26 protein-coding genes and 3 tRNA genes are annotated in these 24,761 nt (G+C 61.0%); 12 read left to right on the forward strand and 17 right to left on the reverse strand.

All coding sequences use genetic code 11. The annotated features are described in order from the left end of the window. Window positions 1-91: 91 nt before the first annotated feature. The gene (gene chrA / locus QKE52_RS09835; RefSeq protein ID WP_347948706.1) at window positions 92-1,258 is read left to right on the forward strand and encodes a chromate efflux transporter; all 1,167 of its coding nucleotides are present in this window, start codon (window positions 92-94) and stop codon (window positions 1,256-1,258) included. On the opposite strand, the gene QKE52_RS09840 is transcribed toward chrA, so the two are convergent. The 5 genes from QKE52_RS09840 to QKE52_RS09860 form a co-directional block, all read right to left on the reverse strand. After that, window positions 1,255-1,911, reverse strand: coding sequence for a hypothetical protein (locus QKE52_RS09840; protein WP_070702307.1), 657 nt, complete (start codon window positions 1,909-1,911; stop codon window positions 1,255-1,257). The two genes, chrA and QKE52_RS09840, sit on opposite strands and share 4 nt — an antisense overlap. Then, the gene (locus QKE52_RS09845; RefSeq protein ID WP_046647327.1) at window positions 1,901-2,374 is read right to left on the reverse strand and encodes a thioesterase family protein; all 474 of its coding nucleotides are present in this window, start codon (window positions 2,372-2,374) and stop codon (window positions 1,901-1,903) included. Before QKE52_RS09845 ends, QKE52_RS09840 begins: the two co-directional genes overlap by 11 nt. Window positions 2,375-2,423: 49 nt before the next feature. Beyond that, window positions 2,424-4,094 carry an energy-dependent translational throttle protein EttA gene (ettA, locus tag QKE52_RS09850; RefSeq protein WP_070516054.1) on the reverse strand — a complete coding sequence of 557 codons (1,671 nt, stop codon included), beginning with the start codon at window positions 4,092-4,094 and terminating at the stop codon, window positions 2,424-2,426. 80 nt (window positions 4,095-4,174) lie between these two features. Continuing rightward, entirely contained in the window at window positions 4,175-4,765 is a 591-nt protein-coding gene (locus QKE52_RS09855; RefSeq protein ID WP_046647328.1) for a single-stranded DNA-binding protein, read from the reverse strand. Between the two features lie 221 nt (window positions 4,766-4,986). Then, window positions 4,987-7,059: a cytochrome c oxidase assembly protein gene (locus tag QKE52_RS09860; RefSeq protein ID WP_046647330.1), complete on the reverse strand. Its 2,073-nt coding sequence runs from the start codon at window positions 7,057-7,059 to the stop codon at window positions 4,987-4,989. Between the two features lie 76 nt (window positions 7,060-7,135). Between QKE52_RS09860 and QKE52_RS09865 the strand changes: the two genes are divergently transcribed. The 3 genes from QKE52_RS09865 to QKE52_RS09875 all read left to right on the forward strand — a co-directional run bounded on the left by QKE52_RS09865 (window position 7,136) and on the right by QKE52_RS09875 (window position 8,890). Further along, window positions 7,136-8,068, forward strand: a complete 933-nt coding sequence (locus QKE52_RS09865) for a LysR family transcriptional regulator (protein WP_347948707.1) — start codon at window positions 7,136-7,138, stop codon at window positions 8,066-8,068. A gap of 39 nt (window positions 8,069-8,107) precedes the next feature. After that, window positions 8,108-8,181: transfer RNA gene (locus tag QKE52_RS09870), tRNA-Arg, on the forward strand. A 76-nt stretch (window positions 8,182-8,257) separates the two neighbouring features. After that, window positions 8,258-8,890, forward strand: a complete 633-nt coding sequence (locus tag QKE52_RS09875; RefSeq protein ID WP_347948708.1) for a hypothetical protein — start codon at window positions 8,258-8,260, stop codon at window positions 8,888-8,890. Here the strand turns inward: QKE52_RS09875 and QKE52_RS09880 are convergent, their stop codons facing one another. Further along, a complete protein-coding gene (locus QKE52_RS09880) occupies window positions 8,891-9,076 on the reverse strand; it encodes a PspC domain-containing protein (RefSeq protein WP_347948709.1) in 186 nt (61 codons plus the stop codon). It lies immediately after the preceding gene. Window positions 9,077-9,205: 129 nt separating this feature from the next. Here QKE52_RS09880 and cmrA point away from each other — a divergent pair, with 129 nt between their 5' ends. Further along, window positions 9,206-10,018, forward strand: a complete 813-nt coding sequence (gene cmrA / locus QKE52_RS09885; protein ID WP_049155810.1) for a mycolate reductase — start codon at window positions 9,206-9,208, stop codon at window positions 10,016-10,018. 47 nt (window positions 10,019-10,065) lie between these two features. Here the strand turns inward: cmrA and QKE52_RS09890 are convergent, their stop codons facing one another. Beyond that, on the reverse strand, window positions 10,066-11,607 hold the full coding sequence (locus tag QKE52_RS09890; RefSeq protein WP_347948710.1) for an alanine/glycine:cation symporter family protein: 1,542 nt from the start codon (window positions 11,605-11,607) through the stop codon (window positions 10,066-10,068). 261 nt (window positions 11,608-11,868) lie between these two features. Here QKE52_RS09890 and orn point away from each other — a divergent pair, with 261 nt between their 5' ends. From orn to QKE52_RS09910, 4 genes are all read left to right on the forward strand, one after another. After that, complete coding sequence (gene orn, locus QKE52_RS09895) at window positions 11,869-12,501, forward strand: oligoribonuclease (RefSeq protein WP_347948711.1); 633 nt, start codon at window positions 11,869-11,871, stop codon at window positions 12,499-12,501. Between the two features lie 49 nt (window positions 12,502-12,550). Further along, window positions 12,551-12,623, forward strand: a tRNA-His gene (locus tag QKE52_RS09900). Between the two features lie 156 nt (window positions 12,624-12,779). Then, window positions 12,780-13,640 (forward strand): siderophore-interacting protein, encoded by an 861-nt coding sequence (locus QKE52_RS09905; protein ID WP_347948712.1) that lies wholly within the window; start codon window positions 12,780-12,782, stop codon window positions 13,638-13,640. A gap of 27 nt (window positions 13,641-13,667) precedes the next feature. Then, window positions 13,668-14,213 carry a DNA-3-methyladenine glycosylase gene (locus QKE52_RS09910; RefSeq protein WP_347948713.1) on the forward strand — a complete coding sequence of 182 codons (546 nt, stop codon included), beginning with the start codon at window positions 13,668-13,670 and terminating at the stop codon, window positions 14,211-14,213. A 48-nt stretch (window positions 14,214-14,261) separates the two neighbouring features. On the opposite strand, the gene sucD is transcribed toward QKE52_RS09910, so the two are convergent. From sucD to QKE52_RS09930, 4 genes are all read right to left on the reverse strand, one after another. Next, window positions 14,262-15,140 carry a succinate--CoA ligase subunit alpha gene (gene sucD / locus QKE52_RS09915; protein ID WP_347948714.1) on the reverse strand — a complete coding sequence of 293 codons (879 nt, stop codon included), beginning with the start codon at window positions 15,138-15,140 and terminating at the stop codon, window positions 14,262-14,264. Between the two features lie 8 nt (window positions 15,141-15,148). Next, window positions 15,149-16,321: an ADP-forming succinate--CoA ligase subunit beta gene (sucC, locus tag QKE52_RS09920; protein ID WP_198525904.1), complete on the reverse strand. Its 1,173-nt coding sequence runs from the start codon at window positions 16,319-16,321 to the stop codon at window positions 15,149-15,151. A gap of 203 nt (window positions 16,322-16,524) precedes the next feature. Beyond that, on the reverse strand, window positions 16,525-17,169 hold the full coding sequence (locus tag QKE52_RS09925) for a hypothetical protein (RefSeq protein WP_347948715.1): 645 nt from the start codon (window positions 17,167-17,169) through the stop codon (window positions 16,525-16,527). 55 nt (window positions 17,170-17,224) lie between these two features. Further along, complete coding sequence (locus QKE52_RS09930) at window positions 17,225-18,454, reverse strand: Ig-like domain-containing protein (protein ID WP_347948716.1); 1,230 nt, start codon at window positions 18,452-18,454, stop codon at window positions 17,225-17,227. Between the two features lie 286 nt (window positions 18,455-18,740). Between QKE52_RS09930 and QKE52_RS09935 the strand changes: the two genes are divergently transcribed. Then, a tRNA-Lys gene (locus tag QKE52_RS09935) sits at window positions 18,741-18,813 on the forward strand. Window positions 18,814-18,900: 87 nt separating this feature from the next. On the opposite strand, the gene QKE52_RS09940 is transcribed toward QKE52_RS09935, so the two are convergent. The 5 genes from QKE52_RS09940 to QKE52_RS09960 form a co-directional block, all read right to left on the reverse strand. Beyond that, window positions 18,901-19,407 carry a 2'-5' RNA ligase gene (locus QKE52_RS09940; protein WP_046647344.1) on the reverse strand — a complete coding sequence of 169 codons (507 nt, stop codon included), beginning with the start codon at window positions 19,405-19,407 and terminating at the stop codon, window positions 18,901-18,903. 11 nt (window positions 19,408-19,418) lie between these two features. Further along, on the reverse strand, window positions 19,419-20,180 hold the full coding sequence (locus QKE52_RS09945) for an ABC transporter ATP-binding protein (protein WP_046647345.1): 762 nt from the start codon (window positions 20,178-20,180) through the stop codon (window positions 19,419-19,421). Continuing rightward, entirely contained in the window at window positions 20,171-21,286 is a 1,116-nt protein-coding gene (locus QKE52_RS09950) for an iron ABC transporter permease (protein WP_232745235.1), read from the reverse strand. The genes QKE52_RS09945 and QKE52_RS09950 overlap by 10 nt, the downstream gene beginning before the upstream one ends. Before the next feature lie 2 nt (window positions 21,287-21,288). After that, complete coding sequence (locus QKE52_RS09955; protein ID WP_347948717.1) at window positions 21,289-22,509, reverse strand: ABC transporter substrate-binding protein; 1,221 nt, start codon at window positions 22,507-22,509, stop codon at window positions 21,289-21,291. A 195-nt stretch (window positions 22,510-22,704) separates the two neighbouring features. Continuing rightward, window positions 22,705-22,983 carry a DUF3618 domain-containing protein gene (locus tag QKE52_RS09960; protein ID WP_046647347.1) on the reverse strand — a complete coding sequence of 93 codons (279 nt, stop codon included), beginning with the start codon at window positions 22,981-22,983 and terminating at the stop codon, window positions 22,705-22,707. A gap of 198 nt (window positions 22,984-23,181) precedes the next feature. Here QKE52_RS09960 and bcp point away from each other — a divergent pair, with 198 nt between their 5' ends. After that, window positions 23,182-23,652, forward strand: a complete 471-nt coding sequence (gene bcp, locus QKE52_RS09965) for a thioredoxin-dependent thiol peroxidase (protein ID WP_046647348.1) — start codon at window positions 23,182-23,184, stop codon at window positions 23,650-23,652. Between the two features lie 3 nt (window positions 23,653-23,655). Next, window positions 23,656-24,294: a TetR family transcriptional regulator gene (locus QKE52_RS09970; protein ID WP_046647350.1), complete on the forward strand. Its 639-nt coding sequence runs from the start codon at window positions 23,656-23,658 to the stop codon at window positions 24,292-24,294. Between the two features lie 13 nt (window positions 24,295-24,307). Here the strand turns inward: QKE52_RS09970 and QKE52_RS09975 are convergent, their stop codons facing one another. After that, window positions 24,308-24,733 carry a holo-ACP synthase gene (locus QKE52_RS09975; protein ID WP_070509785.1) on the reverse strand — a complete coding sequence of 142 codons (426 nt, stop codon included), beginning with the start codon at window positions 24,731-24,733 and terminating at the stop codon, window positions 24,308-24,310. Window positions 24,734-24,761: the final 28 nt, after the last annotated feature.

Raw genomic sequence — 24,761 nt, forward strand, 5'->3', positions numbered from 1 at the left:
TCGACCCCTTCAGAGTAACGCAGATCACCTCCTGCGTGCGTCGCTCTTGTTCACCGAGCGGGGTGATTCTTAAAGAATTAGTATGCGGAGCATGAGCACACTAGGCGATGTACGGCGCTCCTTCCTCCCCCTCGGGTGGACTGCGTTTGGCGGGCCGGCCGCCCACCTGGGTTATTTCCGCGCTGAGTTTGTCAGCCGCCGGAAGTGGCTCAGCGATTCCGCCTATGCAGATCTCGTGGCCATGTCCCAGTTTCTCCCCGGCCCGGCTAGCTCGAAGGTCGGGATGGCGCTGGGCTACGGGCGCGCGGGCCTACTGGGCCTCATCTATTCATGGTTCCTGTTCACCGTCCCCTCCGCGCTCATCCTCGCCTTGTTTGGGCTCCTCGTTGCGCCCAACAGTGGGTGGATCCAGGGCATCTTAGGGGGACTCCTCGCTGCCGCCGCCGGTGTGGTGGTCCACGCCATCGTGGGGATGGCAAAGAAGCTCCTGCTTACCCCCACCGCGTGGGCGCTTGCGCTCATCAGCGCCGCCGTGCTGCTCGTCGCCGGGTCCGCGTGGCAGCTGGCTGTCCTCGCCGTGGCTGGGCTGCTGGGAGCCACCGTGTTGAGAACATGGCTGCCGACGACCTCGGCGCCCGCCGCCGATAGTGGCCCGCGCGCGGTGCCCGCCCGCCTGGCGTGGGGCTGTGTAGCAGCGTTCTTCCTCCTGTTGGGCGGGTTGGCGGTGGGGGCACAGCTTAGCGACGCCTACCTCATCACCCGCGCCAACGCCTTCTACCAGTCCGGCGCCCTGGTCTTTGGCGGCGGGCACGTGGTCCTGCCACTGCTGGAGGAACAATTCGTCGGCGCGGGCTGGCTCAGCCAGCAGGAGTTTCTCGCGGGCTACTCGGTAGCCCAGGGCGTGCCGGGGCCGCTGTTTACCTTCGCGTCTTACCTTGGGGCGGTCGACGGCGGGATCGGCGGAGCGCTCCTGGGGACCGTTCTTATCTTCGTGCCGGGCGCCTTACTCACGCTCGCGGCTTTGCATTTGTGGGCGCGCTGGAATCATCTCGGTTGGCTGCGCGGCGCGTTCTCGGCCATCAACGCGGCCGTGGTCGGCCTGCTCATCGCGGCGCTCTGGGATCCCATCATCACCCACGGGGTGACAGGGTGGGCTTCGGCGCTCATTGCAGTCGGCGCGGGCATAGCCCTCTTCTGCAAGGCCCCGCCGTGGACGGTCGCCGTCGGCGCCGCACTGGCGGGATTCGTACTGCTCTAGAACAGTGACAGGCGCGTCGAGTGGTAGACGCTGCCATAGGGCGCGTCTAGGCGAACCCAGCGCCCCTTGCCGGACACGCGCAAGTGACGGGGGATCTTGAGTGATGCGGCAAACCCCGGAATGAGGCCGAGGCTGGTGCAGGCGAAGATCATCCGCATGGGAATCTCCACCTGCGCCTCCGAGCTCTCCACGGTGAGCACTGTCTGATTCAACAGGCTTTTTGGCGGGCCCATCGGCCCTGAAAACTGGCGGGCCAGCTGCCGGCCTTTGTCTGCGAGCTCGCGCACGACGTCGACCGGCAAGGAATCGATCTCGCGGAATCCCTGCGCCGGCGGCAACGCGCCTGGCCACGATGGATCGCGCGCCGGCCCCAGCGAAAGCTCCACTCCGTCCTCCGCAAGGACAGGGTCGGGGGCGGTGTGGAGGGCGTCGGCAAGCGCTTGCGCGGACACCACTGCCCCGTCGCGGCCCACGGTGCCTCCGCACCGCCGTGCCACAACGACATCGAAGGGCGTCGTGACAAAGACCTCGACCTGGTTGGCGTCATGCTGGCGCAGACGCACCGAGGCTGAGGCATCGAGCCCCGTCGCGCGGGCGAGGAGAGCACGCAGCCCTCCCCCACCGCTGCGCACCCGGAGAGTTTCACTCTCCATGATCGCGCTGCTCATCCAGCTCGACGACGGCGTGTTCCAGGATGATGTTGCGCTCCTCCTCAGTAACCTCGCGCGGCATCTGTGTACCCGGGTCGATGGCGACCTGCACGCAGTCGATGACGCAAGCCACCTGGCCCTGGGCGTCCTTAATCTTTTGGCGGGTGGTGAAGGAGGTGGTGCCAAGACGCACCACCGTGGTTTCCACCGTCACCGTGCCGTGGCGTCCATCCCACTTGATGGGGCGGACATAGTCCGCGTCGATATGGCGGACGAATGCCACCATGTTGACACCGCGGGCGTAGAAGTTGTGCATGGCAAAAGCCAAGCGCGCCTCCTGCGCCAGCTCGATGAAATTGGAGTTCATCATGTGGCCGTACATGTCGAAGTCCGACCAGCGCACACCTACGGTGAGCGCATGGACATTGTCCGTGGTCTTTTCCGACACAACCTTTTGAGCGGACATTCCAGGTTCCTTTCGGAGTTCTTCCTCTGAGTGTTAGGGCCAGTTCGCCCTAACGGCTGAGCTTGCGGTGGGTAACGCGAGACGGGCGGGCAGCTTCCTCACCGAGGCGCTCAACCTTGTTCTTCTCGTAGTCACCGAAGTTGCCCTCGAACCAGAACCACTGACCTTCTGCCACGTTGCCCTCCCAGGCCAGGATGTGAGTACAGGTGCGGTCGAGGAACCAGCGGTCGTGAGAAATAACCACGGCACAGCCGGGGAACTTCTCCAGGGCGTTTTCCAGCGAGCCCAGGGTTTCCACGTCCAAGTCGTTCGTCGGCTCATCGAGGAGGATCAGGTTGCCGCCCTCTTTAAGGGTCAGGGCCAGGTTCAAGCGGTTGCGCTCACCGCCGGAGAGAACCTTGGAAGGCTTCTGCTGATCGGCACCCTTGAAACCGAAAGCGGAGAGGTAGGCGCGGGACGGCATTTCGTTCTGGCCGACGTGAATGTAATCCAGCCCGTCGGAGACTACCTCCCACACGGTGGCCTCGGGGTCGATGTTCTCGCGGCCCTGGTCAACATAGGACAGCTTGACGGTCTCGCCGACGTCCACGCTGCCGGAATCCGGCTGCTCCAGACCCACGATGGTCTTGAACAGCGTGGACTTACCAACACCGTTCGGGCCGATCACGCCGACAATGCCGTTGCGCGGCAGGGTGAAGGACAAGTCCTTGATGAGCACACGATCATCGAAGCCCTTGGTCAGGTTCTTGACCTCTACCACCTTGTTGCCCAGGCGCGGCGGGGTCGGAATCTGGATCTCCTCAAAGTCCAGCTTCTTGTACTTCTCGGCTTCCGCAGCCATCTCCTCGTAGCGCTGGAGACGGGCCTTGTTCTTGGCCTGGCGGGCCTTCGCACCGGAGCGAACCCATGCGAGCTCGTCCTTGAGGCGCTTCTGCAGCTTCTTGTCCTTGGCACCGGCAATTTCCAGACGCTCAGCCTTCTTCTCCAGGTAGGTGGAGTAGTTGCCCTCGTAGGGATAGAGCTTGCCGCGGTCAACCTCACAGATCCAGCCCGCGACGTGGTCGAGGAAGTAACGGTCGTGGGTCACGGCCAGGACCGCACCCGGGTAAGACTCGAGGTGCTTCTCCAGCCACTGGACAGACTCGGCGTCCAGGTGGTTCGTGGGCTCGTCGAGCAGCAGCAGGTCGGGCTCACTCAGCAACAGCTTGGCCAGCGCGACGCGGCGGCGCTCACCACCGGAGAGGTTGGTTACCGGGGCATCGGACGGCGGGCAGCGCAGTGCTTCCATAGCCTGCTCGATCTTGGAATCGACCTCCCAGGCATCGGCAGCGTCGAGCTCCTCCTGCAGCTTGCCCATTTCCTCCATGAGTTCGTCGGAGTAGTTGGTGGCCATCTCCTCCGCGATCTCCTCGAAGCGCTGCTTCTTCTGGAAGATTTCACCGAGGCCTTCTTCGACGTTTTCGCGGACCGTCTTCTCCTCATTGAGCGGCGGCTCCTGGAGGAGGATGCCGACCGTCTTGCCCGGATCCAGGAAAGCCTCACCGTTGGAAGGCTGATCAAGGCCGGCCATGATCTTCAGGATCGAGGACTTACCTGCACCGTTGGGGCCCACGACGCCAATCTTGGCGCCCGGGTAGAAAGCCATGGTGACGTTATCCAAAATAACCTTGTCACCGATGGCCTTACGCACGTTTTTCATCGTGTAGATGAATTCGCCCATGTTTCACCCTTTGCTTCTGTCAGGATTGGTAAATAACAGTACAAAGACTACATCACATGGGCGGCGGTGGTCCTCTGTCCTTAGACCATCGCGTCCTCAGGTTCCGGTTCGACGTGTGACTCGGCCGCGGACTGCGCTTGCTGACGGTCCGCCGCGGTGTCCTGCGGAGTATCTCCCGACTGCAGGGCAGCCGGCATTGCTTCATTCTCCGTGGTGCTGGGTGGCGCCGTGTAATCTACGTCCGGCACCGGTGGATTCTCCCCCAGCCAGAGGGCTTCACTGCCCTCCTCGCCGTAGGAGGTGCCAATTTTGGTGGAGGTAATGCAGAAGCGGTTGAGGTCGAGCCCCACGTGCGCAATCTTGATATAGGTCCTGGAGCGCTTCGCTCCGTGCTGATCCTCCCATCGATCCGTGACGATGGAGCCCATAACAAAGACCGGCATGCCCTTAAACAGGGACTTCTTGACGTTGATGGCACACTGGCCCCACACCTCGCCGTCGATATAGTTGAGGTCCAGCTCTCGCCACACCGTCTTGCCTTCTTCATCCTTTTCCGGAACGCTGCGGGAGGAGGCAAAGCGCAGGCGGGCTTTGTACATGGTGTCGCTAATCTTGGTCAGGTGCGGGTCATGGGTCAGACGCCCAGTGAGTGAGATTGGGTATTGAGACATTGCGTGATTCCTTTGCCATGTGTGGTTGGTGATCTTCTTGAGTGCGAGGAAGCAATACGCCTCCCTTACCTCGCATCATCGCCACCGATCACCGCACCCGCAATGGCGTCACCGCCAACCTGTGGATAACTCGTTGAAAGAATCAACAAAATATCCATTCGCACAGTTCAAAGACCCTTTTCCATCACCCTGGACGCGCCAGCTCTCTAGTGCTGGCGCCCCTAGTGCTGGCGGAAGCTGGAATCGTCGCCTTCGTTCATCTGCTTGAGCATGGCGTTGTAGCTTGCCAAGTCGGCATCGCCGTCAACATCCGCCTTAGCATCGTGGCGGCGAGCAGTGGCGCGATCCTCTCGCAGCCAATCCAGGAATAGTGAACCAAACACGATCACCAGCGGGAACTGGCCAAAGCCCCACGAAATGCCACCGCCGGTCCGCTGATCCGTGACAAAATCCGGGTTCCACGGCAGGTTCAAGGATTCATAGAAATCCAAGCCCAGAATAACCTGCATCTGCATGAGGTAGACACCGGCGAACAGGTGCAGAGGCATCGACACAAACAGGATCAGTAGGCGAACGCCAGTGGGCGCGCGCCACGGCAACGGATCCGGGCCAATAACCTCCCAGTAGTAGATGTAGCCGGAAATCAGGAAGACCCAGTTCATGATGACGTGCCCGGCATGTTCCGAAATGGCAACCTCGTAGAAGCTCGGAAAGAGGTAGAGCACGTAGAGAATGGCCAGAAACTGCAGGACATTGACCGCCGGATGCGTCAGGACGCGCAGCGTGGTGGATTTGGTGAGGGCGACAGCGGCGTCGTGAAGCGTGGGCTTGCCCGGCTCACCCGGTTCAAACGCCTCCATAACCAAGGTCACTGGGGCACCCAACACGAGGCAGAGCGGAATCGCCATGGACAAAATCATGTGCACGAGCATGTGCATGGAGTACAGCGCCGGCATGTACAGGCCAATACCGTTGCTCATGATGATGGTCATGCCCAAGGAGCCCACCAGGAACCAGGTCGTACGCCCCGCCGACCACGTCAGCCCACGCCGCTTCAGACGCCAGAGCGCGTACAAGTAGAAGCCGGCTAGCACGAGTCCGAGCGAGCCAAACATGAGGTCGAAGCGGAACATGGTCCACACGTTGGTGGCTGTCGGGGCGTCGAAAAGCTCGTAGCCCACCAGAATCTGCATGGCGTTGAGGTTCGGATCCCGCGGCGGCGGGGGCGGTGTACGGCCCATCGAGATGGCCACGCCGACTGTGGCCGCCATGATGAGAACCTCCACCACAGACACTCGAACAAACAGGCGCGGTGCGCGTTTCAGCTGGGGAATGGTGACTCGGCGATGCACAAAGCCTATGGCCGCGAGCACCACCGTGAGCACCGCTTTGCTCAACACCAGCAAGCCATAGCGAGTGGTGAATAAATCCCCTAACTCAACGCGGATGAGCGCGTTGACCACACCGGTCGCCGCCAACCCCAAGATGGACAGCAGCGCAACCGTAGAATAGCGGCGAACCGCCACGCCCATGTCAGGCCCTAGGCGGCGGCCATGCGCAATGAGGCCCATGAGCCCACCGACCCACAGCATGATGAAGAACAGGTGCAAAAGCAGTGAGTTCGTGCCGTAGTCATGGTCGCCGCCGGAGGCCGAGTGCCCCTCCATCCCGAGGGGCACCGTGAGCAACAGGGACAGGAAGAACGTAGCGACCTGTCCCGCCCACGTGCGCGCAACAAACCCCGCTACGGCGACGAGCGCTGCGATCCCCGCGGTAAGGAGCCAGACCTGCGACGCCGCAATCTGGCCCACCGCCATGCCCATCAGCTCCGGGTTAAGAACCTGGCGCAACGGGGTACCGGTGAGATCCGACATGACAAGGGGAACCTCGAGCAAGGACACCACCGCGGCCCCCACAGCGGCCCAGGCACCGGTCCGCGCAGCGATGTGCCCGTCGACGGTGAGGCGCGCCTTGATCAAACGCTCGTTGTCCTTATCTGGCACGGCCGGGTAAATCAAGAATGCGCTGGACATGAATGAGCCGATGGACAGGGCCATCAGCATCCAGGCGACGGCACGGAAGAAGGGCAGACCAAAGGTCGTGACGCGCCCTGGGTCGGGGATACCGAGGGCAGCGAGCGAATCTGCAAGGAAGAACAGGGAAATGATCCCGCCCACAAGACCGGCGAAGACGACGAAAGAAAGATTCAACAAACGGGAGGGCCGCGCTCCCGACGCCGAGTGCGCCAGCCCCGGCGAGTACTGTGAGCTGGTGTTTTCCTTCTCAGTGTGCATGGTGGGCAGTCTACCGCCACACATGTTCTCTTACCTAAAAGGTAGACAACTCTCAGCTTTCGGGTAGTCTTCACTTATGGACTCACGCCAGCTTCATCACTTTCGAACCGTCGTGGACCACGGTTCGTTTACGCAGGCCGCGGAATCGCTGCAGCTCACACAACCTTCCCTGAGCCTTACCGTGCGCAAACTCGAAAAAGATCTCAACGTGAAGCTGCTCTCCCGCGGGCGCGGCGGAGTCCAAACAACGGAGGCTGGGGATTACCTCTATGGTGTCGCGACCTCGATCGATTCCCTCCTCAACACCGCTGCCGTGCGCCTAGCCGAGATTGCGTCGGGCAGTGCCGGGTCAGTCACACTGTGCTCCGCGCCCGAGTTCAATTGGCTGTATATGCCGGCGGCTCTGCGCCGCATGCGGCAACGGGCGCCAGAGGTAAGCGTTTCCTTAAAGGACTTAGAACCTACCGCCACGCTCAAGCAGGTCCTGGATGGCTCCGTGGAGATCGGTATCATCCTCACCACCAACCCACAGCGGTTCCGCCAAGACTACGGCACACAGCTCACCATTGACTGCGCCGCCGAGATGGACCTGCGCGTCGCACTCCCCCAACGCCTGGCGGACCTACCCGACCCCGTCCAGCTCTCCGATCTTGCCGCCGAAACGTGGCTCCTGCCGCCGCGCTGTCCGGAGCTCAGCAGCCTGCCCGAAGTGTTGGACCAGGTATGGGCCGCGGCCCCGCTCAGCAAACCTATGGGCGTCCAGGAAATTTCCACGCTGCAAACAGGCTTGCCGCTCGTTGCCGGCGACTATGGCATCAGCCTCATGCCGCACACCGCGCAGGCTTTGGGCCAAAGCGGCGTTCATTTCCGCCGCGTTGCGGAAACGCTGCCTACTATGCAGGCGCTTCTCATCCACCGTACGGACCGTGCATTGAGCCCGGCAGCGCGCACGTTGGTCTCCACCCTCCTCAGCACCAGCACCGAATCAACGCCAGCAGTAGCCCGATAGTCTGACTTCGCTCTCCGGTGCGTTATGATGGCTCGGTACGCCTCCATAGCTCAGTGGATTAGAGCAGTGGGTTTCTACCCCATGTGTCGCGGGTTCGAATCCTGCTGGGGGCACGCAGTTCAGAGCCACTTTTTGAGATTTGCCATAACGTCAAAAAGTGGCCTTTAGGCACCTTTTGGGCACACTCCTATGGACATTACTCTCGCCACTTTTGACTACGCCCCGGAATCCGCGCTGCGCGGACTGCGTTTCAGTAACGCCTGGGTGCCGTCGCCAAGCTATGCGGAATCGCGCCGCGGGGTGCTCACGGGACAGTACCCGCAGCGCGGCGCCACCACCCGTATCACGGAGATTTTCGCGGCCGCCGGCTTCGAGGTCCGAGAAGATGCCCTCCCCGCGTCCTCACCGGTCTTTCGCCTCCTCGAGCAGCCGCATCCCCAGCTGCTGGGTGACCTGGAGGGCGTCGTGGCGGTCTGTTCCCTACAGGGCGAGAAGTCCGCGATGTCCCTCCTATGGCCCGGCGTAGCGGAGTCTGGGGTCTGCGCAGAACTCGTCTCCCCTCTCGACCTAGCGCCCACGCTCGCGGCAATCGCGGGGCTGGATGTGCGCCCCAACGCCCCGCTGTCCTTCGACGGTCTCAATCTGGTTCCGGTGCTCCGCTACGGCGCCTCCGGGCACACAGCACTCTTCTTCGACAACGGCGTACGTATGCAGGACGCCGTGCTTGTCGACGCCTCCGCCACCCCGCCCAGCGCCTTGCTGCGTCTGCAGGAGGAGTGGGAAACGTGGAAGAGGTTTATGGCTTTCGGCCCGCTGCAGTAGCTACTCCACCGGGATAACAACCCAGAGGATGAGATAGAGCAGGATTCCTGAGAAGCCCAGCAGAGTCGCAACAACGAAGAGAATGCGCACCAGGGTCGGATCGAGGTTGTAGGTCTGTGCGATGCCGCCGCAGACGCCGCCGAGCATCGTGTCAGTAGTGGAACGAATTAAACGTTGGTTGGTCATGATGTCTCCTTTCGCTTTCTATTATCCAGAGTTGGGGCCGAGGAGACATCAGTGTTTACCCTGATTTAGACCCTGAGTGCTCTACGCTGGGTGGAGACTTCCCACCCCTGAGAGAAAGGACGCCGTTTCATGGCTCACTCCCCTGGGCTGCCCGCCCCTACCCGCTCCTCGTATGCACTGCTGACTGGTGCCAGCCAGGGCATTGGCGCTGCGATGGCCAAAGATCTGGCCGCTCGCGGCTACAACGTCATTCTCGTTGCTCGCCGTGAAGAGGTCCTCGAATCCATCGCTGCGGACCTACGCTCCCGTCACGAGGTTGATGCCATTGCGCTGGCTGCGGATCTCTCCGAGGCGGCGGACGTTGACCGCGTTATCGAATTCATGGCGGGCAAGGAAATCTCCATCATCGTTAACTCGGCGGGCATCGCCAGCTTTGGCAAGTTCATGGATCAGGACTGGGATTATGAAACCCGGCAGTTCGATCTCAACGGCAAGGCCGTTCACCGTCTGACCCGTGCCGCACTGGAGCAGATGCTGCCGCGGCGCAGCGGCGCTATTTGTAACGTGGGCTCGGCTGCGGGCAACGTCTCCATTCCGAACAACGCCACCTATGTTTTCACCAAGGCAGGTGTCAATGCCTTTACTGAGGCCCTGCACTATGAGCTCAAGGGCTCGGGGGTGACCTGCACTCTGCTGGCTCCTGGCCCGGTGCGCGATGCTGTTATCCCCGAGGAGGAGCAGTCCATCGTGGATAAGGTCGTCCCGGACTTCTTGTGGACCACCTACGAGTCCTGCTCCGAAGAAACCCTCGAGGCCATGGCCCGCAACCAGCGGCGCGTGGTCCCCGGCCCGCTCTCCAAGGTAATGAATGCACTGGGCAAGATTGTGCCGACCCCGATTGTTGCGCCGATCATCGGCAGTTTCTATTCCAAGATGGCCTAGGACACGACAAAGCCGGCTCTCTTTGGGAGAGCGGGCTTTTGCGTTACTTAACCCTGGAGCGGCGAGTCCTGCGCAATGGCTTTCTGCGCGGCCTCTTCCCGGGCGAGCTTGCGCTCGACCCAGAACTCAGCGTTCTGGATTCCCAGTGCCTCTGGGTCAAACTGCGGGTCCTTGCCGGCAGCCTTTTGCGCACTGTAATCCTTGAGGCACTTGAGCGCCGGAACCTGCAGGAAGAGGATGGCAATGATGTTGAGCCATGCGGTCGCGCCAACACCGATATCACCCAGAGCCCAGGCCGCGCCCGGAGTCGTGGTCGCGCCAACGACCACGGACACTACGAGGAGAATACGCAGAATCCAGACGAGCACGCGGCGGGTGGTCTTGTTGCTGATCCAGCGGTTGAAGTAGGTCAGGTTGACCTCCGCCATGTAGTAGTACGCCAGGACGGTGGTGAAGGCGAAGAAGGCAATGGCGATGGCGACGAAGCTCGGGCCGAAACCTGCCAGCAAGGTGTCGAGGCCGTGCTGGACAAAGCCCGGTCCAACCTCAACGCCATCCGGGAGGGAGCCAGCGTAGCGCACAGGGCCTTCCTCCGACTCGCCCTCGAAGACCTTGTACATGTCAGTGGAGATGATGATGAACGCGGTAGCGGAGCACACGAAGAGGGTGTCAATGTACACCGAGAAAGCCTGCACGAAGCCCTGCTTCGCTGGGTGGGAAACCTCTGCCGCCGCGGCCGACTGCGGGCCGGTACCCTGGCCTGCCTCGTTGGAGTAAATACCGCGCTTCACGCCCCACATGATGGCCGAGCCCAACAGGCCAGAGAAGGCCTGCTCGGCGCCGAAGGCGGACTTGAAGATCATGCCGAAGACCTCAGGGATCTGGTTGAAGTTCATGATCAGAATGATGATGGCGAAGAGAATGTACGCAGCCGCCATGAACGGAACCACGAGGGACGCGAAGTTAGCGATACGCTTGACGCCACCGATAATGATGATGGCCAGAATTCCGCCCAGAACCAGCGCAGACCAACCAACTTCGATGCCCCAAGCATTCTTAACGGCGGCAGCCACACCGTTAGCCTGGATACCAGGCAGGAAGTAGCTGGTAGCAAGGATCATCGCAATAGCGAAGACGATGCCATAGACCACCATGAACGGGCCGGCCTTGGTGTGCTTATAGGCCTTTTCGATGTAGTAGGCCGGGCCACCGCGGTACTCGCCGGTGTCCTGATCCTTCTCCTTGTAGACCTGCGCCAAGGTACATTCCACGAAGGACGTTGCGGAACCCAGCAGCGCCACCGCCCACATCCAGAACACAGCGCCCGGGCCACCGAAGGCGATAGCCGTCGCAACGCCGGCGATGTTGCCTACGCCGACGCGTCCGGCCAGTGAAATCATGAGCGATTGGAAGGAAGAGACACCCGATTCGGAGCTCTCGCCGTCCTTGAGCTGTTTAATCATGTCCGGAATGCAGCGTATCTGCAGAAACTTAGTCGCTAGCGTGAAGTAAATGCCCGCGCCGAGACATAGAAAGACCAGCGCTGGTGACCAGATAAGGGCATTGAGGGTGTCGAGAAAGGCTGACATCGGTGGGTAACCATCCTTCGCAATATGTGAGTGCCATCACGTTAAAGGCTGTCCTAATAATGTCCCATCGACTGAGGCTTTCGTGAGCGAAATCATGAAAAAGTTGAGAAAAGGGCGTACCGTAACCTCCACAATCACCACAAATCACCAGTTCACATCGTTTAAGGAGCGCCTCCCCTACCAACAGATCTGGTCTACCCCCATCTACCCCCGCGCTGGCACCTCCCGAACCTCGCTCAAGGAGAAACTATGGTGGAACCCATGAGTGATATCCCCGCTAAGAACGATCGCCTTGTCTGGATCGATCTGGAAATGACCGGACTGGAACCACAACGCCACGTCATCGTGGAAGTTGCCGCCGTGATAACCGACGCCGAGCTGAACATCCTTGACGAAGGCATCGACCTCGTCGTGCACGCCACGGAGGAACAGCTCGCGGAGATGGACGACTTCGTCACCACAATGCACGCAAACTCGGGACTGGACAAGGAAATTCGGGAATCCACGCTCACCATCGAAGAAGCAGAGGACGCAGCGCTGAAGCTCGTCGAAAAGCACTGCGATCCGAGCCACCCCGCTCCCCTGGCGGGCAATTCAATCGCCACAGACCGCGCCTTTATCCGCACCTACATGCCACGTCTGGATGCCGCGCTGCACTACCGAATGATTGATGTTTCCACTATTAAAGAGCTCGCCCGCCGCTGGCACCCGCGGGCTTATTACAACCAACCGGAAAAGGGAATGGCACACCGGGCACTGCAAGACATTATCGAGTCCATCCGCGAGCTCGATTTTTACCGTCGCAGTGTTTTCCGCACCGACGACGGCCCCTCCTCCACGGAAGCCGAGGAATTAAAGGCTGCTACAACCGCCGATTACCAGGCGTTTTTGTAAAACCGACGACGTGGGTTAACCTGTATCTCGTTGCTTTCGGGCAACGATGGTGGCTGTAGTTCAGCTGGTAGAGCACCAGGTTGTGATCCTGGGTGTCGCGGGTTCGAGCCCCGTCAGCCACCCCGAATAGACCCCCGCATCCTGCTTGAGCAGGATGCGGGGTTAATTTTTTGCGCCGAACCCACCCTAGCCTTGGATATGTTAGCCTTACCTAATCTAGTATTGTGTAGGCTCCCGCCCTCACAGCAACTCAAGTATCCCGAAGGACAGTGATAGCAATGGCTGCCCAAACTAAAGAAGCGGCGCCGAAGCGCAAGCCCCGCAAGGCGCATGAAGCGACCGTGCTTGGTCGTCACCAGGTTTCTCCGGATTTGGTTCGGTTGAGCATGAACTCTCCAGCATTTGTGGGCAAAGAGCTGGAGTTTACGGATCACTACATCAAGCTGTTGTTCGTGCCACAAAGCGCTGACTACTCTTGGCCGTTTGATGTCCAACAGATTCGCGAAGAACAGCCGCGTGATAAACAACCGATTCTCCGCACCTATACCCTGATCAACCTGAACCCGGAAACCGGGGACTTCGACGTTGACTTTGTCACCCACGGTGATTCCGGCTTGGCCGGTCCATGGGCACGAGTAGCTGAGGCCGGAGAGAAGATCGGTTTCCTCGGCCCAGGTGGCGCGTGGGGACCCACCGAAGAGTATGCGCACTTTGTGTTCGCTGGCGATGAATCCGCGGCACCGGCCATCGGTGCCGGCTTGAAGCGTCTCCCCGAAGGCGCGACTGCAACTGCATACATCGAGATCGCGGCCGAAGACCGCACGTTTGAACTCCCCACCCGCGAGGGCGTGGAGGTCATCTGGGTGGTCCGCAATGGAGCTACCCCCGGTACTGAGCTATCCCGCGTGGTGCGCGAAGCTGGTATCCCTACGGGGAAGAAAACCAGCTGGTTCATCCACGGTGTCGCCGAGATGATCAAGGAGCTGCGTCGCTTCCTTTTCGTGGAATCTGGAATTCCCAAGGAAGACGTTTCTATCTCTGGCTACTGGCGCATCGGCATGACTGAGGACCAGTGGCAGGCCTCCAAGCGCGAATTCAACGCAGAGATTGAAGCCGAAGAAGACAAGGCCAAAGCCTAAATCTCGCTCGCGCGTTAGACTGCGGTAATGATCGATTTCACCGCCTCCGCAGACATTGTCGCTCCCCAACTGCTGGGAATGGTGCTGACGCACAACGGCGTCTCCGTTCGCATCACAGAGGTGGAGGCCTACCTCGGCTCAGACGATGAGGCCTCGCACACCTTTAACGGACGTACTCCACGCAACGCCGCCATGTTCGGTCCACCCGGCCGCCTCTACGTCTATGTGTCCTATGGCATCCACCGAAACGGCAATATCGTTTGTGCACCCGAAGGCACCGGTCAGGGCTGCCTGCTGCGGGCCGGCGAAGTGATCGACGGTATAGACCTCGCCTACCAGCGGAGGGGCGACACGGAGTTTCATAATCTCGCCCGCGGCCCTGGCAATGTGGGCAAGGCCCTTGGCTTCAGCATCGAGGACAACGGCACGCCTGTACTCCTCAGCGAGCGCGAAGGGGAGCCGGAGTGGGTTCGCGGCCCACGCATTGGAATCTCCAAGAACCAAGACGCAGCCTTGCGCTTTTGGATCCCCTTTGACAAGACGGTGTCGCGACGCCGCGGTCTCCCCCGCTAGTTCTTATGTGAGGGGCATGGGGCGAACCGCCCCATGCCCCTCACCCAACTACGACAAGGCTGCTCGCACCAACTCTGCTGCTTGGGACGGGGTCTTTCCTACCTTTACACCGGCGGCCTCCAGTGCTGCCTTCTTTCCTTCTGCCGTACCGGAACCACCCGAGACGATGGCACCGGCGTGGCCCATCGTCTTGCCTTCTGGTGCGGTAAATCCAGCGATGTAGGCAATGACCGGCTTCGTCACGTAGTCCTTGATATAAGCCGCAGCATGCTCTTCTGCGTCGCCGCCAATCTCACCGATCATGATGATTGCCTCGGTGTCCGGGTCATTCTGGAATGCCTCGATAGCAGAAATGTGCGTCGTGCCGATGATCGGGTCACCACCGATTCCCACGCACGTGCTAAAGCCGATGTCAGAGAGCTCGTACATCATCTGGTACGTCAACGTGCCCGACTTCGACACCAAGCCAATCTTTCCCGGGTTCGGAGCGGTCTCCGCCGGGATAATGCCCGCATTGGATTCACCCGGCGTGTACAGCCCTGGGCAATTGGGGCCGATGATGCGCGTCTTGGACTCGCGTCCCAACGCATAGAGCTCCGCCGTGTCCTTCACTGGGATTCCCTCGGTAATAATCACCACGAGCTCAATGCCAGCGCGGATCGCCTCCTCCGCCGCATCCTTGGTGAACTTTGCTGGCACGAAGATGACGGTGACGTTGGCGTCTGTCGCCTGCATAGCCTCGCGCACGCTGCCAAACACAGGGATCTCGCGCCCATCAATGTCCACGCGTTCGCCGGCCTTGCGGGGGTTGACGCCACCTACGATGTTGGAGCCGGACGCCAGCATGCGGCGCGTGTGCTTCATGCCTTCCGAACCCGTCATGCCCTGCACAATGATCCGCGAGTCTTTGTTGAGAAAAACCGACATATCTACTCCTAGTTCGCCAGCTCAGCAGCCCTGCGGGCAGCAGCATCCATGGTTTCAACCTGCTCCAGTTTGGGCAGGCGTGCGTCATTAAGAATCGAGCGTCCCAGCTCGGCATTGTTGCCGTCGAGGCGCACCACGAGCGGCTTGGGTTCGATCCCCTCAGAATCCAAAATCTTGTACGCCTGCACGATGCCCTTAGCAACCTCGTCGCAGGCGGTAATGCCACCGAAGACATTGACGAAGACAGATTTCACCTGCGGGTCACTGAGAATCACCTCAAGCCCGTTAGCCATCACTTCCGCATTAGCACCACCGCCGATATCCAGGAAGTTCGCGGGCTTCGGCTGCGATGCAAGGTCCTCACCGGCGTAGGCCACGACGTCGAGCGTTGACATCACCAAGCCAGCGCCGTTGCCGATGACACCCACCGAACCATCGAGCTTGACATAGTTCAACCCCATCTTCTGCGCCTTAAGCTCCAGTGGGTCGGTCGCACCGTGGTCTTGCAGGTCGCGGTGCTCGGGGTGGCGGAACTGCGCGTTATCATCCAGCGTGACCTTGCCATCGAGCGCAATAATTTCGCCGCTTGACGTCTTGACCAGCGGATTAACTTCCACCAGCGTGGCGTCTTCCTCGGTATAGACCGTGTAAAGCTTCTTGAACACGGGCACGAGCTTGGCGACGTCCCCCTCATCAAACCCCGCCTCATATGCCATGTCCCTAGCGAGGGTGTCCGTCATGCCGTCGAGCGGGGAGAAGCTTCGCTTAATCAGGGCATCTGGGCGCTCCTCAGCCAGCTTTTCAATCTCCACGCCACCTTCCTTGGAGAGCATGGCCAGGTAACGGCGCTTGGTGCGGTCGAGGAGGATCGAGAAGTAGTATTCCTCAGCGATGTCTGCGCCTTCTGCCACCATCACCTTGCGCACGGTATGGCCCTTGATTTTCAGGCCCAGGATCTCGTTGGCCTTCTCCGCGGCTTCCGCGGGGCTGTGCGCTAGCTTGACTCCCCCGGCCTTGCCGCGCCCGCCGGTTTTGATTTGTGCCTTGACCACAACCACCGGCGTGCCCAGCTTCGTGGCTGCTTCCTCAGCCTGCACGGCCGAGGTCGCAACAATGCCCTTCAGGGTGGGAACCCCATGAGCTTCAAAGAGGTCTCGAGCTTGGTACTCGTAGAGATCCACTTCTGCCTCCATCTTTGCAGTGAATAACTAGTTCTCCACAAGATTCACCAAAACAGAGACGTGATGCAAACCACTTAACATTCGCGCCTGCGCAGTGCTTCACAAAGTGTGCGGGCATGACGCAACGCCGCCCGTTGCAAGGCCACAGTATGCCAATAATGAATTAACTGACTTCACTTTCGGGGGCACCCTAGACGGTAACCCTAGGCAACGCTGTCAATAATCGCGGCCAATTCCTTCGATGCGCTCTTCATATCTTCCACGTCCTTCGCATCACCCATCGAGTGCCGGAACATGTAGTTAATCACTTCCGCATTACCCACGGTGGTCACGCAAAAGAACTGCCGCAGGTCCGCCTCCGGATGCTTCGCGCAGGCAAAGTACCGTCCACCCTCAGTGAAGTCGAGGTCCTCAAAAGGTTTGACTTCTTCGCCGTTCTCTCGCTCCTGACGCTGATAGTCCTCGGCGACGAATGAGCGCACGTCTCGCGCGGCCTGCTCATTGTCCTGTGGACAAGGGTCAGTTTCTTTCTCATCTAGATAGCTGGAACCGACCATAAACTGCAGCCCATCCGCCTGATAGAAGCGCCCCCAGCCATCAGGCTCACCCGCGTCATATGTGGGGTCGTGCGCCAGGCCAGCGAATTCCTCCGGCATCGCCTCCAACAGCGCCGGGACATCGAATTCAGTCGCGCACGTACCTTCCTCAGCTGGAGCGGCAGCGCTAACGCTTGATACAAACGGGCTTGCACTTTCGCTTTCCTCATGCGCGCTACCGCCTTCCGAGGAGCACGCCACCAACGCCAACGGCGCTAGTAGCACTATCGCAGCTCGCTTATACCAGTTCATCCGGGTCCCTTTCCTTGGCAGTTTTTCCGCAAGGCTACCCCGGCAATCAACCGGGCTACTGGTTAGCGGTAGCGTTCCCCGCAGACCACGTCTCCCAGTCCATGTTCCAATCCCCCAGGCCGTCGAGCGGGCTCAACACGCCACCGCCGGTGTTGGAAACCCTCACGATATCGCCGCGCTTGACCGTGTTTTGGAACCACTGAGCAGCCTCAGTAGTCACGTTGATGCAGCCGTGGGACTGGTTGTAACTGCCCATCGCACCCACAGCCCAGGGCGCCGCGTGGACATAGATTCCGGAGTAAGACATCTGGGTCGCCCACTGAACGTCGGTCTTATAACCGCCGGCGTCGAGAGCCAGGCCAAAGGTAGTCGAGTCCATAGTGAGGGACGGGTACTGGTCACCGATGATGTAGGCGCCATTCGGGGTGTCCCACTGGCCATCCCTGCCCATCGACACCGGAATGCGGCGCAGCACCTCGCCATTCTTGAACACCGACATCATCTTCGTGTTGTTATCGACCAGCGTGATGACGCGGTCACCGATAGTGAAGTTGGTGGAGGCATCCTCGCCGCCGTAAACACCGCCGCCGAGGTTGCGACCGTACAGGTCGACGTCGACAGTCACTTTCGTGCCCGGCTCCCAGTAGTTCTGCGGGCGCCAGCGCACCTCCTGGTTATTTACCCAGTAGAACGCCCCCTCAACGGCAGGCTCGGTCTTGACCGTGATGGCCTTCTCGGCCGCCTTGCGGTCGGTGACGTAGTTGCCGAAACGCACGCCGATAACCTGGCCCACTCCTACTTCGGAGTCCGGCAGCGGGCTCAACGCCACCTCAGACACCGCCGCGGCCTGCGGGGTGGTGAAGGTGATGGTCTTGTGGGTGCCATCCTTGTCTGTGGCATCGATGGTGTAGGTGCGGTTGTACCCCAAAACTTCGGCACTCTTCCACGTGGTCGAATCACTCGACAGCTCGTCCTCCACCACTTTGCCAGCCTCGTTGGTCATCGTCACCGACTTCAGGCCCGCAGGAGAAGTGACCTCGACCGGTTCGGAAGGATCGACATCACTAGCACCGTCTTTGACAGAGAACTGTAGTTGCTTCGCCTTAGCGGCTGCCGACGCCGACGCATCCGCCGCCGCACTCGCTTGGGCGTCTGCCTCAGAGTGGCTATCGGCCGGGCTGGAGTTCTCGACCCCGCCAATGGTGCAGGCGGTCAGAAGGGAGGCAGTCGCAATGAGACTCGAGAGAAGCACTGCGGGACGTGCAGAAGGGAATAGAGAGTGCACACAAACCCCTAGCTCATAAAAGGACAAACAAGAACAAGAGTGCACTAAGCCTAACCGCCCGCACGGCCTTCTCACTAGTTAGCGCCACCGCCTTTAACCGTTTCGTTACCGGCCTTCCCCACTCCCACGCTCCACGCTTTCAATGAAGCGACAAGTAGCCACGACCTAAGGAGCTCAAAAACCTTTATTCACCTGGCGATTTTACCTTTTCAGGAAGAGGGTGTTAAAGTTACATCTCGTTGCACGGCAGGCACTGAGGAAATCAGAGCCAGCTAGGTAAACACCAGCGCCATTAGCTCAATTGGCAGAGCAACTGACTCTTAATCAGTGGGTTCGGGGTTCGATTCCCTGATGGCGCACAATTTAACCCCCTTCATCCTAGATGAAGGGGGTTTCTTCGTCCCTTAAGCCGACGACCGCGTTAAGGGGTTAAGGGGGTTAGGCCTTTAAGACCCGAAGACCTCCAAGCGCTGCGTCTTGGGCCGCCACCAGGCGGCATATTCGGCAGTGAATTCTTTATGCTCCGGCCCGGCAATCTCATCGAGGGCACGCATATAGTCAGGCACCAGCGTCCGAGGCAGGCGCAGCCCCACCGTCAGATGCGGGGTCCACCTTGGGCCGCGCCCCTCGGGGTTCGCGGCACTTATCTGGCGCGCCGCAATCTCTAGCTCATCGGTGGTCTCCAGAAGCCAGGCCACGGTCTGCTTGCTTTTCCTCCCGAATACCACCGTCCCGACGCGATGAAACAGCGCCGGCAGTAGCGGCGGCAACAGAGTGCGGGCCTTGTCGACGACTGCGGTCTCGAGCGCCGGCGCAAACGTTACCGTAATGTGCGGGCGCTGGTGCTGCACCGGAAAGCCACGCTGAGCCAGGGCAGCATAGACTTCCCGGATCGTGTCTTCATCCTCCGGGGTGAGGTACAGCAGGAGGTTCTCGGGCGAATTTCGGCTCACACGGCCCGAGTCTAACTAACCTCTCGCAGCGCCACGATGGGTTGCCCGCGGTGGTCCAGCACATCCGTCTCTACGCCGTAGACCTCGCGCAAGAGTTCCTCCGTGAGCACCTCCCCCGGCGCGCCGTGAGCGCGTCCCTTGCCGCCGTGAAGCACGACAAGCTGATCGCACATCCGGGCGGCCAGATTGATGTCATGAATCGCCACCAACGCGAGGCTGCCTTCCTCCCGAGCTTTTGCCCGCACGCGGCCCAAGACGAAGAGCTGGCGGTTGAGATCGAGGGCAGAAGTGGGCTCGTCGAGAAGCATGAGCCCAGGGGTCCCCACGAGCATCTGCGCCACGGCGACGAGCTGGCGCTGGCCTCCAGAGAGCTCATTGAGGTAGCGCTGCGCAATCTCATCGAGCCCCATGGAGTGCAGGACCTCGGCTGTGCGGGTGATTGGGTCCTCGCATGCTTCGCGCCGCGCCGCAATCAGCACCGCCTCAAACGCCCGCAGCGCCGCGGTGTGCGGCAGGCCCTGCGGCACGTAGCCAATGAGCTGGCGGCGCCGCTGCCCGCGCGGGGCTTGGCCGTCGACACGAAAATCAACCGTGCCACCCCGCGCGCGGTGCACGCCGGCGAGCGCCTTAATGGTGGTGGTCTTGCCAGACGCGTTCGGCCCCAGCAAGCCCACCACCTGCCCGCCGCGCAGCGTGGGGAGACTCAGCCCGTCTACCACCGTGCGCGAACCATAGCCGGCGGTCAGATCAGCGATGGTGAGTTCTACGTCCACAATGCCCTCCTCCGGGTCATGACGATGGCGATGAAGAACGGCACGCCCAATAGTGAGGTCACGATGCCAATGGGGATGGCCAGCCCGGGCTTAATGACGAGGCTCAGCGCATGGGCGGCACACATCACCGCCGCGCCCGCGGCCATGGATGCCGGCACGAAGTAGCGTTGGTCCTCCCCCACCAGCATGCGCGCGATGTGAGGGCCTACTAGGCCAATAAAGCCGATGATGCCAGCGAAGGCCACGGTGGTGGCCGCGACGAGTGAGACCACGACGAGCACGATCACGCGCAGACGGGAGGTGTTGACACCGAGGGCGGTGGCGCGGGCATCGCCAAGCCGCAGCGCCGTCAGCCGCCACGACAGCGCGCCCAGGATGGGCAGCGCCACTGCAAGCACGCCGGCTAGCACGGCGTTGGCCTGCCAGCTGGCGCGGGTGAGCGAGCCCATGGACCAGAAAACGATCTGCTGGAGAGCCTCGCTGGAAGAACGGTATTGAATGAGCGCCAGCATAGCCTGAAAGAAGAAGACGAGGCCGATGCCGAGCAGCACCATCGTCTCGGACTTCGCGCCGCGGATAACGGCGGCAACGACGATGATGGCCGTGGCGAGCGCCGCCGACAGCCACGCGATGAGCGCGAGGTTGAACTGCGGCTGGGCCAAAAGCTGCCAACGCAACACGATGGCACTGGCTCCGCCGAAGGCAGCCGCCGCGGAAATACCGAGAGTAAAGGGTTCCGCCAGCGGATTATCCAGGATGGTTTGCATCTGTGCGCCAGCCAGTGACAGGCTGGCGCCGATAAGCAGCGCCATGACAGCCATAGGCAGGCGCAGGCTCCACAGGACTGTACGCGTTTGCTTGTCGACACCTCCCGGATCCACCATCCCCCGCAGCACCTGACCCGGGGTGAGGTCGATGGCGCCGACGATAACGCTGACGACGAAGGCGGCGAGAGCCACGACGATTAGCCCGGCGACGATGGCGATGCGGCGGCGTGTTACACGGGAGTGCTCGCATGCCAGGGCCTCCACGGGAAGAACTGCGGTTTCTGCGCGCGTGGTCCGTTCAGGGCTTGCCGAGCGCCCGGTTGATGTGAGAATGCTCATGACTAATTGGTGCTGAAGAAGGTTCCGTCGCCTGGGACGGGCGAGTATTTCTCTTGGGCTTCTGCCCATTCTTGCTGCACGTTGACGTCTGCGTAATCCTCCGGGTGGAGCCACGCGGCGATCTGGAGGAGTGCTAGGTAGTTGAAGGGCGAGTTGTAGAACTGGTGCCACAGGCCGTGGAGGTTGTGCCCCTTGACGGCGGAGAGGTCCTCAAAACCAGGTTGGACGCCGGCCAACGTGGCAGCGCTGTCGTGGGCATCCTTATCGCTGATGCCATAGCCGACGGCAGCGAATCCGGTGTGCCCTTTTGCGTTATCAGCCTTGGCGGACCAGTCGCCGCCGGTAGCAATGATCATGTCGGGATCAGCATCGATGACCTTCTCCGGGGTCAGCGCGCCGGACTCACCTTCGATGATGCCGTCTGCCACGTTCTTCCCGCCGGCGACGTTGACCAGCTCAGAAATGTTGGAGTCGTTCCACGAGCCACAGCAGTCGGAAATACCTGCTGCGCGCCACACGAAGGTAGAGGGCTTGCCCTGCGCCTTGGTTGCGCGCTCGGTCACCAGGTCCACGTTCTTTTGCCAGTCCGCGATGAACTCCTCCGCGCGGTCCTCGTGGCCAAAGATATCGGCGAATATTTCCATGGTGGGGACGGTGTTCTCCAAGGGCTTGGCGCGGAAGTCTGTGACGGCATAGGTCAGGCCGGCCTGGTCCAGCTTGTCAGTGAGCCCAGCGGTCTGGGAGGCTTCGTACTGATCCTTGGAGAGCACGATGAGGTCCGGGTCGAGGCTGATGAGCTCCTCCACGGTGACGTCGCCCTTGGTGAAGCCGCCGATTTCGGGCAGCTCGTTGACTTTGGGCGTGGCCTTTTCCAGCTCGTGGTAGTAGTCGGGCACGTTCTGCTTCAGGTCCGATCCGATGGCCACGACCTTGTCCAGCGGATCTTCCTTGTTAAGGATGCCGGTGGCAAAGACGCTGCGGCCCTCTCCCAGGATTACGCGTTCTGGCTCGTGGTCCAGCTCCACTTGGCGGCCGGCAAGGTCTGTGAAACTCACAGCGGCGGTCCCTTGCGCTCCCGTTGACTGCTCGCTGCCGGCATCGGCATTGTCGGAAGCACAGCCTGCCAGCGCGCCAGCCAGCGCCGTCACAATGGCACACGCTCCTACCACTCGCCCCGCGCGGTGACGGGATGCCTGAGCTGCAGGCGTCGATACGTGAAGCACGATTTCTCCTTCAAACTTTCGTCTTGTGGTCTGCACGGAGGCTCATACTACACCGGTAGGTAAGGCTACCCAAAGCTTAGATAGGATAGGCAATACTTCTACTAACGCATACCGAGCGCAAAAATGCCCCACCCCGGACATTTCCCAAGGCAGGGCTTCTACGCGCGCAATCGCGCCCAATGGCGCTAGCCGGCGTTAGCGGCGCTCAGCAAGCAGGCGCTGCAGCTCCTTGATGTCAGACTTGCGGCGCTTGGAGCGGAACACGGAGAAAGCAATGAGGCCTACGACGGCAGCGCCCACGCCGGCGAGCGCCATCTGCACGTTGCGCTCCTGCAGCTTCTGGGTGGCCGCGCCCTTGGCGTCCTCGACGAGGTTCTGCGGCTTGCTGCGATCAGCCAGCTCATCCAAGGTGCTAGCCAGCTGACGGCGGGTGCGCTCGATGTCGCGCTGGATATCATCAATGTTGCGTGCCACGTGAATCTCCTGAATTTTGGCTTCGTTCGGTGTTGTTGCGGTTAGTGTCTTTCTAACCGTTGAGGTTCTAACGTGGACATTCTACATTGACCACCAGCTCCCCTGCAGAGTTGGCCAAGTTTTGTCTCAGCTGTGCTGCGGCGAGCGAACTGAGATTCACCAAAGAGTCCTAAGGGAGAGCACGGTAGGCTATACACCATGACTGAAGCACAACGACTGTCCGTGGGTGACAAAGCCCCCGCTTTTTCCCTCAGCGATGATGCCGGCAACACCGTAAGCCTGAGCGACTATGCCGGCCAGCGCGTCGTGGTTTACTTCTACCCGCGCGCCAACACCCCTGGCTGCACGAAGGAAGCCTGCGACTTCCGCGATAGCCTAGAGCAGCTCAATGGCATGAACATCGCCGTGGTGGGCATCTCCCCCGACAAGCCCGAGGCCCTGGCTAAGTTCCGTGAGGACCACGAGCTGAACTTCCCGCTGCTCTCTGACCCCGATAAGGAGGTCATGACTGCGTACGGCGCTTTCGGTGAGAAGAAGAACTACGGCAAGATCGTCCAGGGTGTTATCCGCTCCACGTTCCTCGTCGAGGAAGACGGCACCATTGGCCAAGCCATGTACAACGTCAAGGCCACCGGCCACGTCGCCCGCGTGCTCAAGGGGCTCAACTAAACCGTGGAATCTAGCTCGAAGTCTCCGGAGATACTGGTCCCGAGGCGTCGCCCAGCGCAGGCGCGTAGCCGGGCCAAGTATGACCGGATTTTGTCCTGCGCGCGTCAGACGCTCGTGGACCATGGCTTCGAGTCTTTTACTTTCGATGAGGTCTCGCGCCGCGCAGAAGTGCCGATTGGCACGCTGTATCAATACTTCGCCAACAAGTACGTGCTGATCTGCGAGCTTGACCGCCAGGACACCGCCGAAATGCTGGCGGAGGTAGAGCGATTCTCCCAGCGCGTGCCGGCCCTGCAGTGGCCGGACTTTCTCGAGGAGTTCATTGATCGCATGGCGCGGGTCTGGCGCGAGGACCGTTCGCGCCGCGCGGTGTGGCATGCCGTGCAGTCCACGCCGGCCACCCGCGCCACGGCCGCTGATACGGAGCTGTCTCTGCTCAAACCTATCGCCGAGATCATCGAACCACTTGCCCAAGGCATGAACGAGTCCGCCCGAGTGGAAATTGCGGCCTTCCTCGTCCACACCGTAGTCTCGCTGCTCAACTACAGCACCATGCGCTCGGAGGAGAGCTTCGATGGCGTGGTGGAAGAAATTAAGCGCATGCTCATCGCCTATCTCTTTGCCATCGCCACCAGCGCCTAGATCATGGCGTGGGTTATGGCGTGTGCCGCGAAAGGTGCACGATAGCGGTGGCGTAATCACCATCATGGCTGATGGACAACGCCGGTGAAAAATCCCCCAAGGACTCCCGCGCGAGGCGGGCAATCTCCCCCCGCAGCTCGAGTGCTACGCGCCCCCACGCATCGGGGCGGACCTCAATCTCGGCCCAGTCCACGGCCTCCTCCGCTAGGACCGGCGGATGCCCGTAGAGCGCTTGCGACCACGCCTTGATGAAGGCCTCCTTCGCCGCCCAGCGCCCTGCGAGGTGCTGCGCGCGGGCAGCACCGCTCAGTCCACGGGCCTGCGCCACGCGCAATTCGGAGGCGCTGAAAACCTGCGCGAAGTGCGTGCCGGGAAGCTCCAGCTGCTGGGCAAAGGAGGGGATGTGCACCAGGTCGGTGCCCACGCTCACGCCACTCATAGTCATGCAGGCCAGCTTAGTTACGCCA

Origin of the sequence: Corynebacterium sp. c25Ua_47, from assembly GCF_039907205.1 — a bacterium.
GTDB classification, from domain to species: domain Bacteria; phylum Actinomycetota; class Actinomycetes; order Mycobacteriales; family Mycobacteriaceae; genus Corynebacterium; species Corynebacterium hiratae.

Coding starts and splice junctions, on each gene's coding strand:
- chrA (WP_347948706.1), top strand. CDS start 92: ATGAGCACACTAGGCGATGTACGGCGCTCCTTCCTCCCCCTCGGGTGG.
- QKE52_RS09840 (WP_070702307.1), bottom strand. CDS start 1,911: ATGGAGAGTGAAACTCTCCGGGTGCGCAGCGGTGGGGGAGGGCTGCGT.
- QKE52_RS09845 (WP_046647327.1), bottom strand. CDS start 2,374: ATGTCCGCTCAAAAGGTTGTGTCGGAAAAGACCACGGACAATGTCCAT.
- ettA (WP_070516054.1), bottom strand. CDS start 4,094: ATGGGCGAATTCATCTACACGATGAAAAACGTGCGTAAGGCCATCGGT.
- QKE52_RS09855 (WP_046647328.1), bottom strand. CDS start 4,765: ATGTCTCAATACCCAATCTCACTCACTGGGCGTCTGACCCATGACCCG.
- QKE52_RS09860 (WP_046647330.1), bottom strand. CDS start 7,059: ATGCACACTGAGAAGGAAAACACCAGCTCACAGTACTCGCCGGGGCTG.
- QKE52_RS09865 (WP_347948707.1), top strand. CDS start 7,136: ATGGACTCACGCCAGCTTCATCACTTTCGAACCGTCGTGGACCACGGT.
- QKE52_RS09875 (WP_347948708.1), top strand. CDS start 8,258: ATGGACATTACTCTCGCCACTTTTGACTACGCCCCGGAATCCGCGCTG.
- QKE52_RS09880 (WP_347948709.1), bottom strand. CDS start 9,076: ATGACCAACCAACGTTTAATTCGTTCCACTACTGACACGATGCTCGGC.
- cmrA (WP_049155810.1), top strand. CDS start 9,206: ATGGCTCACTCCCCTGGGCTGCCCGCCCCTACCCGCTCCTCGTATGCA.
- QKE52_RS09890 (WP_347948710.1), bottom strand. CDS start 11,607: ATGTCAGCCTTTCTCGACACCCTCAATGCCCTTATCTGGTCACCAGCG.
- orn (WP_347948711.1), top strand. CDS start 11,869: ATGAGTGATATCCCCGCTAAGAACGATCGCCTTGTCTGGATCGATCTG.
- QKE52_RS09905 (WP_347948712.1), top strand. CDS start 12,780: ATGGCTGCCCAAACTAAAGAAGCGGCGCCGAAGCGCAAGCCCCGCAAG.
- QKE52_RS09910 (WP_347948713.1), top strand. CDS start 13,668: ATGATCGATTTCACCGCCTCCGCAGACATTGTCGCTCCCCAACTGCTG.
- sucD (WP_347948714.1), bottom strand. CDS start 15,140: ATGTCGGTTTTTCTCAACAAAGACTCGCGGATCATTGTGCAGGGCATG.
- QKE52_RS09925 (WP_347948715.1), bottom strand. CDS start 17,169: ATGAACTGGTATAAGCGAGCTGCGATAGTGCTACTAGCGCCGTTGGCG.
- QKE52_RS09950 (WP_232745235.1), bottom strand. CDS start 21,286: ATGAGCATTCTCACATCAACCGGGCGCTCGGCAAGCCCTGAACGGACC.
- bcp (WP_046647348.1), top strand. CDS start 23,182: ATGACTGAAGCACAACGACTGTCCGTGGGTGACAAAGCCCCCGCTTTT.
- QKE52_RS09975 (WP_070509785.1), bottom strand. CDS start 24,733: ATGAGTGGCGTGAGCGTGGGCACCGACCTGGTGCACATCCCCTCCTTT.